The organism is Eudoraea chungangensis, assembly GCF_029360665.1.
Classification (GTDB): Bacteria; Bacteroidota; Bacteroidia; order Flavobacteriales; family Flavobacteriaceae; genus Eudoraea; species Eudoraea chungangensis.
This window is the reverse complement of record NZ_JARDUB010000004.1, coordinates 37,242-52,688: the sequence shown is the minus strand read 5'-3', so window position 1 is coordinate 52,688 and position 15,447 is coordinate 37,242. Positions and strand designations below refer to the sequence as shown.

At 35.2% G+C, this 15,447-nt stretch carries 10 protein-coding genes; 4 read left to right on the top strand and 6 right to left on the bottom strand.

The genetic code is table 11. The features are described from left to right. The first annotated feature begins 96 nt into the window (after window positions 1-96). From PXG98_RS10300 to PXG98_RS10290, 3 genes are all read left to right on the top strand, one after another. On the top strand, window positions 97-1,314 hold the full coding sequence (locus tag PXG98_RS10300; protein ID WP_276390866.1) for an OmpA family protein: 1,218 nt from the start codon (window positions 97-99) through the stop codon (window positions 1,312-1,314). A gap of 208 nt (window positions 1,315-1,522) precedes the next feature. Next, window positions 1,523-5,209: an efflux RND transporter permease subunit gene (locus PXG98_RS10295; RefSeq protein ID WP_276390864.1), complete on the top strand. Its 3,687-nt coding sequence runs from the start codon at window positions 1,523-1,525 to the stop codon at window positions 5,207-5,209. Next, the gene (locus tag PXG98_RS10290) at window positions 5,196-6,914 is read left to right on the top strand and encodes an efflux RND transporter periplasmic adaptor subunit (protein WP_276390863.1); all 1,719 of its coding nucleotides are present in this window, start codon (window positions 5,196-5,198) and stop codon (window positions 6,912-6,914) included. Before PXG98_RS10295 ends, PXG98_RS10290 begins: the two co-directional genes overlap by 14 nt. Window positions 6,915-6,953: 39 nt before the next feature. On the opposite strand, the gene PXG98_RS10285 is transcribed toward PXG98_RS10290, so the two are convergent. Next, complete coding sequence (locus tag PXG98_RS10285; RefSeq protein WP_276390862.1) at window positions 6,954-7,928, bottom strand: MraY family glycosyltransferase; 975 nt, start codon at window positions 7,926-7,928, stop codon at window positions 6,954-6,956. Window positions 7,929-8,224: 296 nt separating this feature from the next. Further along, the gene (locus tag PXG98_RS10280) at window positions 8,225-9,361 is read right to left on the bottom strand and encodes a glycosyltransferase family 4 protein (RefSeq protein WP_276390861.1); all 1,137 of its coding nucleotides are present in this window, start codon (window positions 9,359-9,361) and stop codon (window positions 8,225-8,227) included. 110 nt (window positions 9,362-9,471) lie between these two features. On the opposite strand from PXG98_RS10280, the gene PXG98_RS10275 reads away from it, so the two are divergent. Then, complete coding sequence (locus PXG98_RS10275) at window positions 9,472-10,467, top strand: polysaccharide deacetylase family protein (RefSeq protein WP_276390860.1); 996 nt, start codon at window positions 9,472-9,474, stop codon at window positions 10,465-10,467. Between the two features lie 66 nt (window positions 10,468-10,533). On the opposite strand, the gene PXG98_RS10270 is transcribed toward PXG98_RS10275, so the two are convergent. From PXG98_RS10270 to PXG98_RS10255, 4 genes are read right to left on the bottom strand one after another with little or no spacing between them, the layout of a single operon-like run. Continuing rightward, window positions 10,534-11,505: a hypothetical protein gene (locus tag PXG98_RS10270; RefSeq protein ID WP_276390859.1), complete on the bottom strand. Its 972-nt coding sequence runs from the start codon at window positions 11,503-11,505 to the stop codon at window positions 10,534-10,536. A 5-nt stretch (window positions 11,506-11,510) separates the two neighbouring features. Then, a complete protein-coding gene (locus tag PXG98_RS10265) occupies window positions 11,511-12,962 on the bottom strand; it encodes an MBOAT family O-acyltransferase (RefSeq protein WP_276390858.1) in 1,452 nt (483 codons plus the stop codon). A 55-nt stretch (window positions 12,963-13,017) separates the two neighbouring features. Further along, window positions 13,018-14,208 carry a GNAT family N-acetyltransferase gene (locus PXG98_RS10260; RefSeq protein WP_276390857.1) on the bottom strand — a complete coding sequence of 397 codons (1,191 nt, stop codon included), beginning with the start codon at window positions 14,206-14,208 and terminating at the stop codon, window positions 13,018-13,020. Further along, the gene (locus PXG98_RS10255) at window positions 14,198-15,445 is read right to left on the bottom strand and encodes a GNAT family N-acetyltransferase (RefSeq protein ID WP_276390855.1); all 1,248 of its coding nucleotides are present in this window, start codon (window positions 15,443-15,445) and stop codon (window positions 14,198-14,200) included. Before PXG98_RS10255 ends, PXG98_RS10260 begins: the two co-directional genes overlap by 11 nt. Window positions 15,446-15,447 lie beyond the last annotated feature (2 nt).

Here is a 15,447-nt window from a genome sequence, read left to right as displayed (position 1 = left end):
ATTCTATCGATTAAAAAGGTCGATTAAAGTATTTTGTGGCTTTCGTTTTATTCTCTCTTTACTTTTGTAGTAGTAATTATCCTAAATCGTTGTATTATGAAAACCTACATCACAATACTTATATTTATAAGTATCTTGAGTCTGAGTAGTCTTAGAGCACAAGAAAATTCCACAGAAAGTTCAATAGAAGATATTCAACTAACTGCCAAAGACAGTATGGTAGTAAGTTCGTGGATAATTGGTATTGGCTGGAATATTGTAGACGACTCTGGTGATGCGTTTAACGACTTTTATACCGTAAAAGACCAATGGAATGCGGTAGCTTTTCCTTCGAGGATTAGTGCTGGCCGTTATTTTCGAAGTGGAATAGGATTAGAAGCTATCGCTACCTATAATAAGTATAAGGAAGGAAATATTATTGATGGTGCTGTAAACCAGGAGGATATAGACTACTTTGCTATTGATTCTAGGATAAGCTACGACCTTAATAAAATATTTGGACAGACCGGTTTTTTTGATCCATATGTAGGTGGGGGTATAGGATATACCGATGCGAACAACACTCCTCGGGGAACATATAACGCGGTGATAGGATTTAGAGCTTGGTTTTCTGATCGATGGGGTATAGACCTTAGTTCTTCCGGTAAATGGTCTTTTGGTGATGAAGCAACTAATCATATTCAGCATGGGATAGGCGTAATATATCAATTTGATATAGAAAAAGACCTGAATAAAAAAGGACGTGAAAAACTTGCCCTAATTCAGGCCATGGAAGCAGAACAGCAAAGAGTTCAGGATTCTATTAATGAGGCAATGGCTGCTGAAGCAGCGGCTGCGGCATTGGCCGAAAAGTTGGCTAAGGAAAAAGAAGCCGCAAGATTGGCCGCTTTAAAAGAGGCTGAAGAGCAAGCTGCTAAACAACGTCTTATTGATTTGCAAGATAGAATAAATGCTTTAGGAAATGTATATTTTGCTTTTGACTCTTCTTATTTAAGTAAGGATGCCAAGTCTTTACTAGATAAATTAGCAATCATTTTAAAGGAATATCCGGACGTTGATTTTCAAATTGCGTCACATACGGACTCTCGAGGTAGAAGTGAATATAACCTTTGGTTATCAGAGCGAAGGGCAAATAGAACAGTTGAGTACCTTGTAACAGCAGGGATAGCTGCCGCTCGATTAGAAGGAGTGGGTTATGGAGAAACGCAATTGACCAATAAATGCTCCGATGGGGTTCGTTGTACAGAAGCAGAGCATAAGGAAAATAGACGATCTCAGTTCGAAATTAAGATAATGTCGGATACCACTAATTAAATAATTCTTTAGTTAGTTTGCAAAGTCTCTTGGTGAAGCTTGTATTAGGTATTATTATGGCTGCCAAAGGGGTTTTGCTGTGAACTTGACCTTCCACCGGAATAAATTTTAGAGGTAATTGCATAAGGTGGAAAGTAAACGGTAATCATTTAGTAATTTTGGATATAGTTAATAAACAAAGATTGTTCAAAGCTTAATTCTGGATGTAATGCTCAATAGGGTTATTAAATACTTAATTGAAAACAAGATAGTGGCGTTTATGCTGCTATTTTTGTTTTTTACTTGGGGGGTTTATCACACTCCATTTAGCTTACCATTTGAAGTCCCTCAATCTCCCGTTACTGTCGATGCAATTCCTGATATTGGTGAGAATCAACAAATTCTATATACCGAATGGGTGGGGCAGTCGCCACAAGATATTGAAGATCAAATCACCTATCCACTAACTTCCAGATTGTACGGAATTCCTGGAGTGAAAACTATTCGCAGTTCTTCGATGTTTGGCTTTTCCAGTATTTATATAATCTTTGAGGATGAAATAGACTATTACTGGTCTAGAAACCGTGTCCTCGAAAAGATAAGCTCTATTCCCCAAGACCTTTTGCCGGAGGGAGTTGTACCAACATTAGGGACCGATGCTACTGCACTTGGCCAGGTTTTCTGGTATACTCTAGAGGGCAGAGATGAAAACGGCCGGGTTACGGGTGGATGGGATCTTCATGAAATAAGAAGTATTCAAGATTTCTATGTTAAGAATGGTCTTTCGAGCACTCCAGGTGTCTCTGAAGTTGCCTCTATTGGTGGTTTTGTACAAGAATATCAAATAGATATTGATCCCGAGATAATGCGACAATACAATATTAGCCTTGCACAGGTAGTAAAAGCTGTAAAAGAAGGTAATAAGGATGTTGGCGCAAAAACTTTGGAGATTAATAGTGTGGAGTATTTTGTCCGAGGTTTAGGATATTTAGAATCTTCAGAAGATATTGAAGATTTGGTTGTTAGGGCTGGAGAATTTACGCCGATTTATATTAAGGATATTGCCAGAGTGAACCTGGGCCCTGCGGAAAGAAGAGGTATCCTCGATAAAGGGGGCGCTGAGGTTGTAGGTGGAGTAGTGGTAGCACAATATGGGGCAAATCCAATGGAGGTTATTACTAATCTTAAGCAAAAAATTAAAGATATTTCCATAGGTCTTCCAGTAAAAGAGTTAAGAGACGGAAGAAAAAGTAAGCTTACCATTATACCATTCTATGATAGGTCCGAATTAATTAAAGAAACTCTAGGAACTTTAGGAAGAACACTATCTTTTGAAATATTAATAACCATATTGGTTGTTATTATCTTATTGGCGAATATTCGCACCTCCATTATTATTTCTAGTCTTATGCCATTAGTGGTTTTAATGGTTTTCATTGGGATGAAGCTATCTTCAGTGGATGCAAATATTTTGGCCCTTTCAGGTATTGCGATAGCCATAGGCACCGTAGTAGATATGGGCATAATTTTAACCGAGAATATAATAAGGCACTTACAATTAAACAGAAAAGAAAGCATAGATGAAACGGTTTATAAGGCAACTACAGAAGTTTCTGGTGCCATTGTAACTGCCGGACTTACCACTATTGTAAGCTTTATACCAGTATTTATGTTAAGTGGTGCAGAGGGTAAACTGTTCTATCCCTTAGCATTTACCAAAACCTTGGCATTAAGTGGCTCTATGTTTGTAGCTCTATTTGTGATACCGCCTTTAGCGGCTGTTATTCTAAAGCCACTAAAAATAAATGCTTTTTGGAAACAAATAGCTTCTATTTGCCTGATCTTAGTAGGTCTTTATTCGATTTATCTGGGTACATATATTGGCTCAATACTTGTCTTTTTTGGGATTTTTAGAATTTATGCTTTTGAAAAAGCATGGGATACCAAAGAACAAAAGAAGGTAAATTTAGGATTCGTCCTATTTTTTGTTTGGCTCTTATTGAGTTATTATTGGCGTCCATTAGGACCAGAATTTTCGTTTATTTCTAATTCCATATTTGTCTTACTAGCCGCCGCAATAGTAGTATTACCTCTTTATTTTTTTAAAAAGTATTATTCCAGTATTCTACAGTACTTCCTGGTTAATAAATTCAATTTTGTACTACTACCTATTGTCTTATTTATTTTGGGTTTCTTGGTATTGTTGAATATACAAAAGGAATTTATGCCTTCTCTAGACGAGGGTAGCTTTCTTTTGATGCCAACCTCTATGCCACATGCTGGTATATCGGAAAACGCTGAGGTTCTTAAAAAACTAGACATGGCTGTGGCACAACTTCCAGAAGTAGAAATGGTAGTTGGGAAGGCTGGTAGAGCTGAAACACCCTTAGATCCTGCACCCCTTTCTATGTTCGAGAATCTAATACAATACAAGCCAAAATATTATTTAGATGACTCCGGTAGTCCTTTAAAGTTTGAAGTTAATGACAAAGGTTTGTTTAAGACAGTTAATGGAAATTGGGTTGCCATGGGTACTGGGATTCAGAAAAAGGACCTAGTAGAAGATAAGAATGGATCTTATTATAGAAACTGGAGAAAAGAGATAAATTCAAAGGAAGATATCTGGAGCGAAATTGTAAAGGTTACCAAATTCCCGGGGATTACATCAGCTCCTAGGTTACAACCCATTGAGACTAGACTGGTAATGCTGCAAACTGGTATGCGCTCTGCCTTTGGTGTTAAGGTACAAGGCCAAGACATCAATGAAATTGAAAAGTTTGGAATTGCTCTGGAAGAAATTTTAATCAACACCGAGGGTGTCAAAAGTGAATCTGTATTTGCCGATAGGATTGTAGGTAAACCTTATTTAGAAATAGACATAGATCGGAAGAAAATATCGAGGTATAATATTTCAATAAATGATGTTCAAGAAGTCTTAGAAGTTGCTGTGGGGGGAAAGGTTCTAACCAGAACAATTGAAGGAAGGGAAAATTATGCTGTTCGGATACGATATCCTAGAGAACTGAGAGCTACACCAGAAGACATTGCTGCTATTTACGTAGATATCGATAGTTCAAACAAAGTTCTCTTAAGCGATTTAATTTCCATAGAGTATAAGAGAGGACCGCAAATTATTAAGAGTGAAGATGGCTTCTTAACTGGATATGTTATTTTCGATAAGGAAGAAGATATTTCAGAGGTTACAGTGATAAATGCAGTAGATAGGGCTATTGATGAGGCACTTAAGGAGGGAAGTTTAGTAATTCCCTCTGGTCTTAACTATAAACTTAGTGGCACCCATGAGAATCATCTAAGGGCTGAGCAAAGACTCATGATTGTGATACCCTTGGTATTTTTGGTAATTTTTCTAATCCTATATTTACAGTTCAATTCAGTTAAGATATCCCTTATGGTATTTACCGGAATAGCTTTGGCTTTTTCGGGAGGTTTTATTTTACTGTGGCTCTACAGTCAACCATGGTTTTTAAATATCGATTTGTTCGGTATTAACTTTAGAGAATTATTCCACATTAAAACCATCTATCTAAGCGTTGCTGTTTGGGTTGGTTTTATCGCCCTTTTTGGGATCGCTACAGATGATGGCGTAATAATGGCTACCTATTTGAAACAGACTTTTAAACAAAGAACCCCAAAAAGTATTAATGAAATAAGAGCTGCGGTTGTCGAGGCAGGAGAGAAAAGGATACGACCATGTCTTATGACAACGGCTACCACAGTACTGGCTTTATTACCTATTCTAACTTCCTTAGGCAAAGGAAGTGATGTTATGTTGCCAATGGCGATTCCAATTCTGGGAGGAATGTTTATGGCTTTAATCACCTTAGTTATGGTACCTTTACTTTACTGTTGGCAAGAAGAAGTTTACTTTAAAAGAGAGAATTATGGAAAAGTATAAAGTAGAAAGTATAAAAAAAGCACTGCCATATATCGGAATATTAATTGTTGGTATCCTACTAGGAACCTTTGTTTTCCGCACCGACAGTGTTATCCAAGAACAAAACGCCGAGCATAAGGAAGAAAAACTTCATTATACCTGTTCCATGCATCCACAATATGATTCTAGCGAAGAAGGACAGTGTCCACATTGTGGTATGGATTTAATAGTTTCTAATAATACATCCGTCTTGAGTCTTAGCAAATTTGAAATGGGTGAAGAGGCTGTTGCGCTTGCAAATATTCAGACAATGGTAGTAGATGGATCCATAGAAAAAAAGGGTGAGTTAGTATTATCTGGGGTGATTCAGTCTAACGAAAACACCAATGCTGTACAGACAACTCTTTTTGATGGAAGAATAGATAAATTGTATATAAAATCTGTTGGCCAATATGTAAAACAAGGAGACGAAATAGGGGTTATATATTCGCCGGAGCTATATCTTGCACAAGACAAACTTCTTACTTCAGCTTCTTATAAAGATACACATGAGAAACTGTACAATGCAGCCAGGAACTCCCTAGGCTTATGGAAAATGACGGATGAACAAATAGATGAAATATTAGAAAGTGGAAAGCCTATGGTAAATTTTCCATTAATTGCAGATGTCTCTGGGACCGTTACGGAAATTATTGCAAATGAGGGTAATTACTACGACCAAGGGGATGCCTTATTTAAAGTATCTAATTTAAATTCAGTTTGGGCAGTCTTTGATGCCTATGAAAGTCAGATCGGTTCTCTTAAAAAAAACCAGGAAGTAGTGCTTAGACTTAATGCCCTAAAAGGCAAAAAGATTAAGGGTAGGATAAGTTTTATTGAACCTTTGCTGCAGACCTCCAAACGGACGGTAGCGGTAAGAGTAGAGATTCCCAACCCTAAGGGAGAATTAAAACCTGGCATGTTTGCAGAAGCAGTGGTCTTGATTAATCGGGAGGGAAAGAATATTACGGTTCCAAAATCGGCAGTTTTATGGACTGGTAAAAGATCTATTGTATATAGAAAACCCATCCCTACTTCATCAACTTTTGAGATGGTAGAAATTGTCCTAGGAGATACATATGCTGATGAATATGAGGTGTTGGACGGTCTTGCGGCTGGTGATGAAATAGTGATTAATGGTACATTTACAGTAGACGCAGCGGCTCAATTAAGCAGAAAGAACTCCATGATACAGCGAAAGAGGCCTCCAATGGAAATGGAGAAAGAAGTTCCGAAAGAACTGCAAATAAATTCCTATACTAAGAGTAAAATAGGAGACGTATTGGGTTCCTATCTTATGTTAAAGGATGCGTTAGTTTCTACGGATATAAAACAAAGCACAATGATGGCAAAAACCTTGACAGAAGTCCTTCAGGGTATCGAAACTGATAAATTTAATAATGAAGAACTCAAACTGGCTATAGCAAATATTAAACCAATTGCTAAGGATATAGCAGCGATGCAGGATATTGAGGATCAAAGAAATAGCTTTAAGCCTCTTTCTGATGAAATGGTTAGTCTTGCCAAACGTTCTCCTCGCTTTGGGCGTGCCCTTTATGTTCAATTCTGCCCTATGGCAGACAAAAACAAGGGCGCATCGTGGATAAGTCTAAATGAAAAAATAAGAAATCCCTATTTTGGAGATAAAATGCTTACGTGTGGTAGTGTAAAAGAAGTACTAGACTGAAATACTACACCATTATAATTGAACAGCTGAATACTAATATTAGAGTTTCTTTACTTCTTTTAAGGCAACTTTATTTTGTACACTTTTCAGGATAAAGAAAAAGCCTAAACAAATAAATGCCATAACACTACAAAGTATAATAAGTTGCGTATTCAAGTCTTTGTTGTAATTAAAGATCACAATTATATTTATTAGGCCTTGTATTACAAAATAAACAAAGGAGATTCTTAAATGGGGATAACCTAAATCATTTGTTAAACGTTCGTACAAATGCTCTCTGTGAGGTTCTGTAATCTTTTCACCTTTAAAAAACCGTATAAGAAGGGTTAAACCAGAATCTGCTACATAAACAGATACTAATAAAATTATTAAGGGAGACTTAAGTGCAAAGCAAAAAATCAGGGTACACATAAAAACAATGTAAGCCATGGTCATGCTACCTACGTCTCCAGCAAAGAGAATCGCCTTTTTTCGAAAATTAAAATAACCAAATACCACAATGGATATTAGGATTAGAATGAGAAAGTTCTGATCCATTAAGTTTTCTTCAAAGGACAGAAATAAGAAGGTCCCTACAGTTAAAAAACTATAGAAGCCTGTCATACCATTGATCCCATCCATAAAGTTATACAGATTAATAAATACAACTCCAATAAATAATAGGAGCATCACCCATAATAAAGGCAAGCTTAATAGATTAGCCTGTAATAAGGCTAGAAAGATCGCCACAAAATGAACTGGAAGTCTCTGAAGTACAGATAAGGAAAAAACGTCATCGATAAAACTTATTAGGGCTAACAGTGTTAGTCCAATAAAAAAGTAAGGAAAGCTAAAACCAGAAACTAAAAAGAATATTATTGTAGCGAAATAAAAAATAACCCCTCCGCCTCTAACAGTAGGATATATGTGCGAACTGCGCATATTCGGTTTGTCAATTATACCATACTTTTTGGCAAGCATTCTATAGCCGAAAGAGAATGCAATCAAAAGTACAGTAGGAAGAATATAATCCATCTTTTAGATTTACGTGATATATTCGCTATATCCTTTTAATGTATAGATCAACACAATTTATTTATAATCTATAGCTACCCTTTAATGGGGATGATATCAAAAAATGAATTCTTGTTGCCATAGAAATTAATTTTAAAATAGCCGAGGTTAATAAAAAGTCGATTTAAGGGCGTTTCTCTTTAGAAATTTTCAACCAATTCAAGTTTTAAAGATAAATTTAAAAGTATCTAATCCCCAAAATAGGCGTTTAAATGCAATTGATTTCGATAAATTTAATTAGATTTTTTGGAAAATCACTAATTATCGGATAAGTTGGTGTAAATTTTTAGATGTTTATGTATAACATCTTGAAGATCAAACTCTTTTTCAGCCTTTTTTCTTGAAGCAATTCCCATCCTCAATCTTAGTTCTTTATCATCCACCAATTTTGAAATAGCCTCTGCCAGTTTAGGACCATTTTTTACAGGTACAAGAAATCCGTTCACTCCTTCATCTACACATTCTTTGCAACCCACGGCAGTAGTCGTAATTATGGGTCTCCCGGTAGCACAGGCTTCAATTAGGGATTTGGGCATACCTTCCCTATAGGAAGGAAGAACAACGATATGGGAATTATGGAAGACCGAGACCATATCTTTTTGATGATCAATCCAAGTAACATAGTCTTCTTCTTCCCATTCATGCAAATATTCTTTTTGTACACTGGCCTTATTGCCATCGTCAACCATGCCGGCTAAAACAAAGGTTATTCGATCGGCATAGTCATCTTTTAGTAATTGCGTTGCTTCGCGTAACTCTGCAACACCTTTGTCCCAGAGCATTCTTGATGGGAGAAGGATTTTAATACGTTTATCCGACGGAAAATCGCCAGAGGAATATTTACTCAGATTAACGCCGGAACCTTTGATGAAGTTTATAATATTATCCGGTGTTAGTACTCCTAATTCCTTTAATTCGTTATAATCGTCCTGATTTTGAAATATGAATGCTACATTTTTGCGGTTAAAGCTATATTCCATTAAGCGTAACATTACTTTTTGCACCCAGCTAGTTCTTTTATCGGTAAACACATAGCCCAGGCCGCTGACAGCGTTTAAGACCCCTTTTATTTTAAGTCTTTTTGCTACGAACGATCCATAAATAACAGGTTTTAATGAAATATGATGTACTACATCTGGTTTAATTTCTTTATAAAGCTTGTATAAGTTCCTTATAAGCCTAAGTTCTTCTAAAGGATTTGTGCCGGACCTTGAAATAGGACAATGGATAAACCTTGCCCCTGTATTTTCAATTTCATTAGACCTGCCCGTGTCTTCACAAGCAACATAGACATTCCACCCGGCATTTACAGCCTCTTCCACAATTTTTATGCGATGTGAAATTAAATACCAGTCTACGTTTACAACAAAAAGTAAAGTACCGAGATCTCTCATAGGTTATTCGAAAAGCAATTTCCTTAAACTTTAAAAACGGCAATATATCGTAAAATTATCCATAAATAAACATTCAAACCATAACTTTGTCTAAACGTAAAAAAATATAGGTGACTGGTAAAGGTAAATTTGTTATTTCCCTGGATTTTGAATTATTTTGGGGAGTCCGAGATAAAAGGACTATAGAGAGTTATGGTGCTTCCTTAGCCAAGGTGCACGATATTGTTCCGCGAATGTTAGATCTGTTTGAGAAATACGGAATAAGGTCTACTTTTGCTACGGTTGGATTTTTATTTGCCAAAAATAAAAATGAACTTCTTCGCTTTGTGCCTCCCATTAAACCGCAATACCAAGACGCTAATTTATCACCTTACGGAAAAGACATAAATGAGCTTCCGGAAGAGGCAGACTTATACCATTATGCCCCAAGGTTAATTGAATTATTAAAAAAATCCGAGGGTCAGGAAATTGCCACCCATACTTTTTCACATTACTATTGTTTAGAAAAGGGTCAGAAACCTAACGACTTCGACGCTGATATGAAGGCAGCGAGGTCTATAGCTGAAGTTAATGATATTAAATTAGATTCTCTGGTTTTTCCAAGAAACCAATTTAATAAAGAGTATTTGAAGATTCTAAATAGTAATAATATCTCTTCTTATCGTGGTAATGAAAATTCCTGGTTTCATAAAAGCGAAAGTGAAGAGAGTATATCATTGAAAAAACGAGTATTCAGGACACTAAATTGTTATATAAATATTGGTGGCCATCATTGTTATAAACTTGAAGATCTTAAATCAGAGAAACCTTACAACATCCCATCTAGTAGGTTCTTAAGACCTTATAAAGCCAAATTGCCGATACTTGAATGGCTTAAGTTAAGACGTATAAAAAGGAGTATGACTCATGCGGCAAAGAATGGTCTGTTATACCATTTGTGGTGGCATCCCCATAATTTTGGAACATATCAGGACGAGAATTTTCTAATTTTAGAGAAAATCTTAAAGCACTACCAAGAATTGCAAACTAAATATGGCTTTCAAAGTTGCTCTATGAGCGATGTGACTACTTCATTAGATGCCATGACTCTTGAACCAAAAAGCTAATTTATTTATAAGGATTTTCTTAAATAGTTAAAGGGAAACTCAATTTAAGTGTTCAAAACTCCATGACTACTGCTTCATACTAGGATATTTGGCTAGTATATATTCTGATATAGTTTCAGAAATAAGCGACCGTCCATGATCGTTCCAGTGCCAATCATATATTAGTGTTGTAGCCTTTTTGGAATTTTTAAATTTTTCTGAAAAGTCTAGATATGCAATTCCCTCCCGAGCGCAATAGTCAAGAAAGGCTTTACTTGTTTTTCTACTATCCAAAAGCAGTACTGTTTTTGTTTTATCAAAACCGTAGTGTTTTATTAGACTTTTGAAATTTTGCAGATACAGTTGGTCCTTTTCTTTGGCCAAATCAGAATTTTCAATTTCATTCGTTTTATACCCCTCTTCTTTATCCTGAAAGGCCTTGCCGCTAACGAATTTCTTTATAGGTTCTAAGACACCAATTTTAGAACCATATGCCAGTAATTTTATCTGATCTCTCATTTTAAAAAGAGGAGATTTGAGCATTTTTATTCTTTCATAATTTGGGGTATAAACTCCTCGCTTTAAATCATTTTCATAGTTGAGGTAAACAATTATTTCATCAATCTTATCAAAGTCTTTTTTGTAGCTATGTATTAGATGTAACTGATTAGCCAAATCATAACCCGCATAGCCATATTCATAAGCCTCAATACTAGGAATATTGTTTTCAATTTTTTTACCTATAGAATTTTGATAGTTTTGGTGAAAGCCCTCAATAAAAGAGTCTCCTGTAATTGCAAGCTCAAACTTCTCATAGGAAGGCAAAAAGTCTCTAAAGGAATTAAATCCTGCATTATTAATATCAAATTCGGAATAGGCTTGGTTGCGGTTTCCATAAACAGCAATTCCGTTATTCCTTGGTACCCTTTTCTCAACTCCATATTCATCTATATATCTAGGAGGATCTTCTGTATACAGATGAAATACTCGCACTGTAATCTCTAGGGCCAACAGTATGGCAATTATGTATAAAAATGTCTTGAGAATAAACTTTTTCATAATGCCTAGAATTGAAAATATATAAAGGATCTATTTACTCCATCGTCATAGAAAAGAAGAATTCCCAGAACTACACCGACATAAATTAGAAATCTGATCCATTTTGATTTAAAATTGAAAGGTGATCTTTCATGTTTTCTTATGCGATACTCATAGAGAATGAATGCCACGAGGAGAATATAAAAGTCTATCATTCGATAGCCCATAGGATGAACATAGTTTTCATAGGAGAACCTATCGCTTATTTGCCTTATATAACTAAACGCGTCCTGTAAACTTGGGGACCTAAAAAAGATTCGAGAAAAGGTGACTAGACAAAAGGTCCATAGAACCATACCTACTTCTTTTATTGAAGGTAATGCGCTCGACTGTCCTATAACGTTGTCCTTATAAAGTCTGTTTTTCCCCATCAGGAATACCGGAATGAAGAAAAGGGCGTGTAGTCCACCCCAGAAAATAAAAGTCCAGTTTGCTCCATGCCAGAAACCACTGACCAAAAAGATGATGCATATATTTCTGACCGATTTAAGTTTACTTACCCTGGAACCGCCAAGAGGTATATAGAGATAGTGTCTAAACCAGGTAGAGAGGGAAATATGCCATCTTTGCCAGTATTCTGCTACATTTCTTGAGAAATTTGGGAATTTAAAATTAGACATCAGTTCTATTCCAAATAGTTTGGCTGTACCAATGGCTATATCAGAATATCCACTGAAATCGCCATATACCTGAAAACTGAAGAGACAAACTCCGAGTATTAAGGTTGATGCCGGATAGGTAGCATAATTTGCAAAAATATCGTCTACCACCGGGGCTAAAGAATCGGCAATAACTAATTTTTTGAAAAATCCCCATAATATTAGTTTCAGGCCATCACTAGCCTGCCGGTAGCTAAAAATTCTTTTTTCTTTTATCTGGGAAAGTAAATTAGATGCACGCTCTATTGGACCAGCTACTAGTTGTGGAAAAAAGGCTACGAAGGCTACAAAAGAAGTAAAGTCTTTTGTTGGTTTAACGCGCTTATAATAAATGTCTAAGGAATAAGACATTGTCTGAAAAGTATAGAATGAAATTCCTACCGGAAGTATAATACTTAAGGTCCATATACTCTTAATTTCATATCCCGCACTACTTACTAATTGGACAAAACTATCCACGAAAAAGTTATAATACTTAAATACTCCTAAAAGCGATAAATTAAAAAAAACACTTACCCAAAGCCAAAGTTTACTTTGCTTTTTAGTCTCGGCGGTGTATATCTTTTGACCTACAATAAAATCAACCAGAGTACTGCCCATGATCAGTAACAGAAATCGCCAGTCCCACCATCCATAGAATAGGTAACTAGCAAGGATAATTATAAGGTTTTGGGTGGTCGCATTTTTTTTAAATACAAACCAGTATAAGAAGAATACCGTGGGCAAGAATAAAAGAAATTCTACTGAATTAAAAAGCATAAAGCTATAGGTCTTGTATTTAGTAATGTCTTAGTTATTCTAACGCTTCATTCCATTAAAAATTTTCATCCGTTTCAGCTGCTTCAAAAATTTTCATGGCTTTATTGATACCGATTACATAAAAACAGTTTTCATTATTGTTAGATTTTAGAATGGCTATGTCCGAGATAGATTCCATAGCGTTATAGAGAAACCTATAGACATAAGGTTTTATGAAGGGATAATCGCTAAGAGAAACTGGTTTATGATTTAAGTTTTTCTCTTTATTATCGATATATAAAGTATTAAAATTTGTAGCAGGACTTTTGGTTTTTGCTCCAATGAGTAATTTTTTTAAGTTTCGGAATTTAGTATGAATGTTTTTATCTACTAGGTAAGCTATTATACTCTTTTTTAGAAAAATATAAAAGACTGGAAAATGTGCTAACTGAATTTTTTTTGGTAGTACTAAATCGTTAGTGTTTTTATAATTCAAATTACACCAGCGTCTTTTATAGTCAAGGTCTCCCCACCCCATATCGAGAATACTTAGTTTGTTCTCATAGCACCATTCCAATTGTTTAACAATCATGGTATTTCCCAGACTAAATTTTGAATAATCAATATTATACGAAGTGATATAATAAAAAAACACCTTGCCATAATGATAACTAAGAGATATAGAAATTGGGCTCTGATCGTCATATATTACATATAGGGAAGCCTTTTTCTCTTTAATTAATATAAGCCCGTTTTCATAGATGCTATCCCAATTAGAAAGTGTATTGCTATTTTCTCCCCGCTCTTTAAACCTGGTAACAATCATTTCTTTTAAAGCAGTCATTAAGTAATTATAATTTTCCCTACTTATTTCACCATAATACCTTTTGTAACGAATAGGGAAAGAGTGCTCCAGTCGTCTCATGGATCTATTAATATTTGCTCTTACTTTTTTGGGAAGAAACTGTTTCATGTATGCTTCAACAGAATTCACTTCCTCTAACTTCATAGCAAACCCTTTTACAGAATAGAACTTCCAAAGCTTGTAATTTGGTCTTATATAGTATTTAACATTTAAACAGGAAGGCACATTTTCAATGAGATAAAAACTTTTTGTATTGCCTTTCTTCAATGAATTTAACGGTTTCGACTGCCATAATAATGTGTTTGTTTCTTCGTCATAAAATTCCTGTATTATTTCAGACGACTTACTTTGAGGGTAGTAAGTTTCGGTTAATAATGTAATATTTACGTTTCTATGCGACATTATTAATGGTTGCTAATACTTTTTTATCTCCCACTTGAAATAAAAATTGGTTTTTCTTACTCACCACTTCAAATACCTCCAATTCCTCATACTTTATCTGATTTAGATAAAGAAAATCAAATAAAAGACTCACAGGCAGAGTAGTGGAAGTAATTGGATTTCCGATTCTTATTAATTGAGCTAGGTCAATGGTCTTATTATACTGTACATAATCGAATAACATTTTTGATCTAACAGATTTCTTCTGGCCATTTTTAAAACGGAGGCTGTGAAAAAGACGATTCAGGCCTCTATCTCTCAGCTCTTTTTTTAATTTATAATACTGACTCAAGGAGTTGGCGATTCCTTTTGAGACAAGAGAAGTAGTATCATAAAGAATATGGTAGTTGAAACTATATCTTAGTGTTGACCATCTTTCTTTATAATCAAAGAAACCTTTTGAAAAGTCGAAAGTTTTAAAATTCCGTTCTAAACACCATTCAATTTGTTTTATAATATTAATAGACCCCAGATGAAACTTTGCATAATCGGTATCAAAGACGGTTATAGCATCGATTAGTATTTCTTTGTCAAGGAAGTTTAGAGTGATGGCTATTGGTTTGGTTGCATTATAAATTACGAAAAGACTAGCTTTTTCTTCTAAAATCAAGGGATAAGCTACTTCTTTATAAAAGTTCCATTCTTTTAAATCCAGGTTATTATTATACTCTGCCTTTTCCTTAAAACGCTTCTGTAATAATTCATAAAAACAATCGAATATATAGTTGAATTGCTCGGGATTCATCTCGCCCCAATACATAGTATATTTAACTTCGAAACAAGTTTCAAATCGCTTCCAATACTTTTTTAGTTTATACCGACTACTTTTACTGAATGTAGCTTGTAAATAGGAAGTTATATCTTCAAATTTCTCCAAATCAATGAGGAATCCCGGATATTGCTCTACTTTATGGAGTCCTATACTTTCAGGAAGCTGTAAAGTGTTGGTATTAAAATAAGTAGGAATGTCATAGATTAAGAATACTTTCCCCTTTAGCATATCTGCCGTATCAAGCGTAAGATTATAGGAAAGCCCTTTTGTTAGATTCCTCCCCAAATTTACATAGAGTGGGAGTAGTTTTTTTTTGTAAAATGAAACATGTTCTACGCCCCTAAATTGATAGACCAAATCTTCAGGTATAAAATGCTTAATCCATTTTTCAACGAAAATGGAAGAAATAAAAGGGTTAGTTTTCATGT

Bases quoted from the DNA above. Each gene is read 5' to 3' on its own strand.
- PXG98_RS10300 (WP_276390866.1), top strand. From the start codon at position 97: ATGAAAACCTACATCACAATACTTATATTTATAAGTATCTTGAGTCTG.
- PXG98_RS10295 (WP_276390864.1), top strand. From the start codon at position 1,523: ATGCTCAATAGGGTTATTAAATACTTAATTGAAAACAAGATAGTGGCG.
- PXG98_RS10290 (WP_276390863.1), top strand. From the start codon at position 5,196: ATGGAAAAGTATAAAGTAGAAAGTATAAAAAAAGCACTGCCATATATC.
- PXG98_RS10285 (WP_276390862.1), bottom strand. From the start codon at position 7,928: ATGGATTATATTCTTCCTACTGTACTTTTGATTGCATTCTCTTTCGGC.
- PXG98_RS10280 (WP_276390861.1), bottom strand. From the start codon at position 9,361: ATGAGAGATCTCGGTACTTTACTTTTTGTTGTAAACGTAGACTGGTAT.
- PXG98_RS10270 (WP_276390859.1), bottom strand. From the start codon at position 11,505: ATGAAAAAGTTTATTCTCAAGACATTTTTATACATAATTGCCATACTG.
- PXG98_RS10265 (WP_276390858.1), bottom strand. From the start codon at position 12,962: ATGCTTTTTAATTCAGTAGAATTTCTTTTATTCTTGCCCACGGTATTC.
- PXG98_RS10260 (WP_276390857.1), bottom strand. From the start codon at position 14,208: ATGTCGCATAGAAACGTAAATATTACATTATTAACCGAAACTTACTAC.
- PXG98_RS10255 (WP_276390855.1), bottom strand. From the start codon at position 15,445: ATGAAAACTAACCCTTTTATTTCTTCCATTTTCGTTGAAAAATGGATT.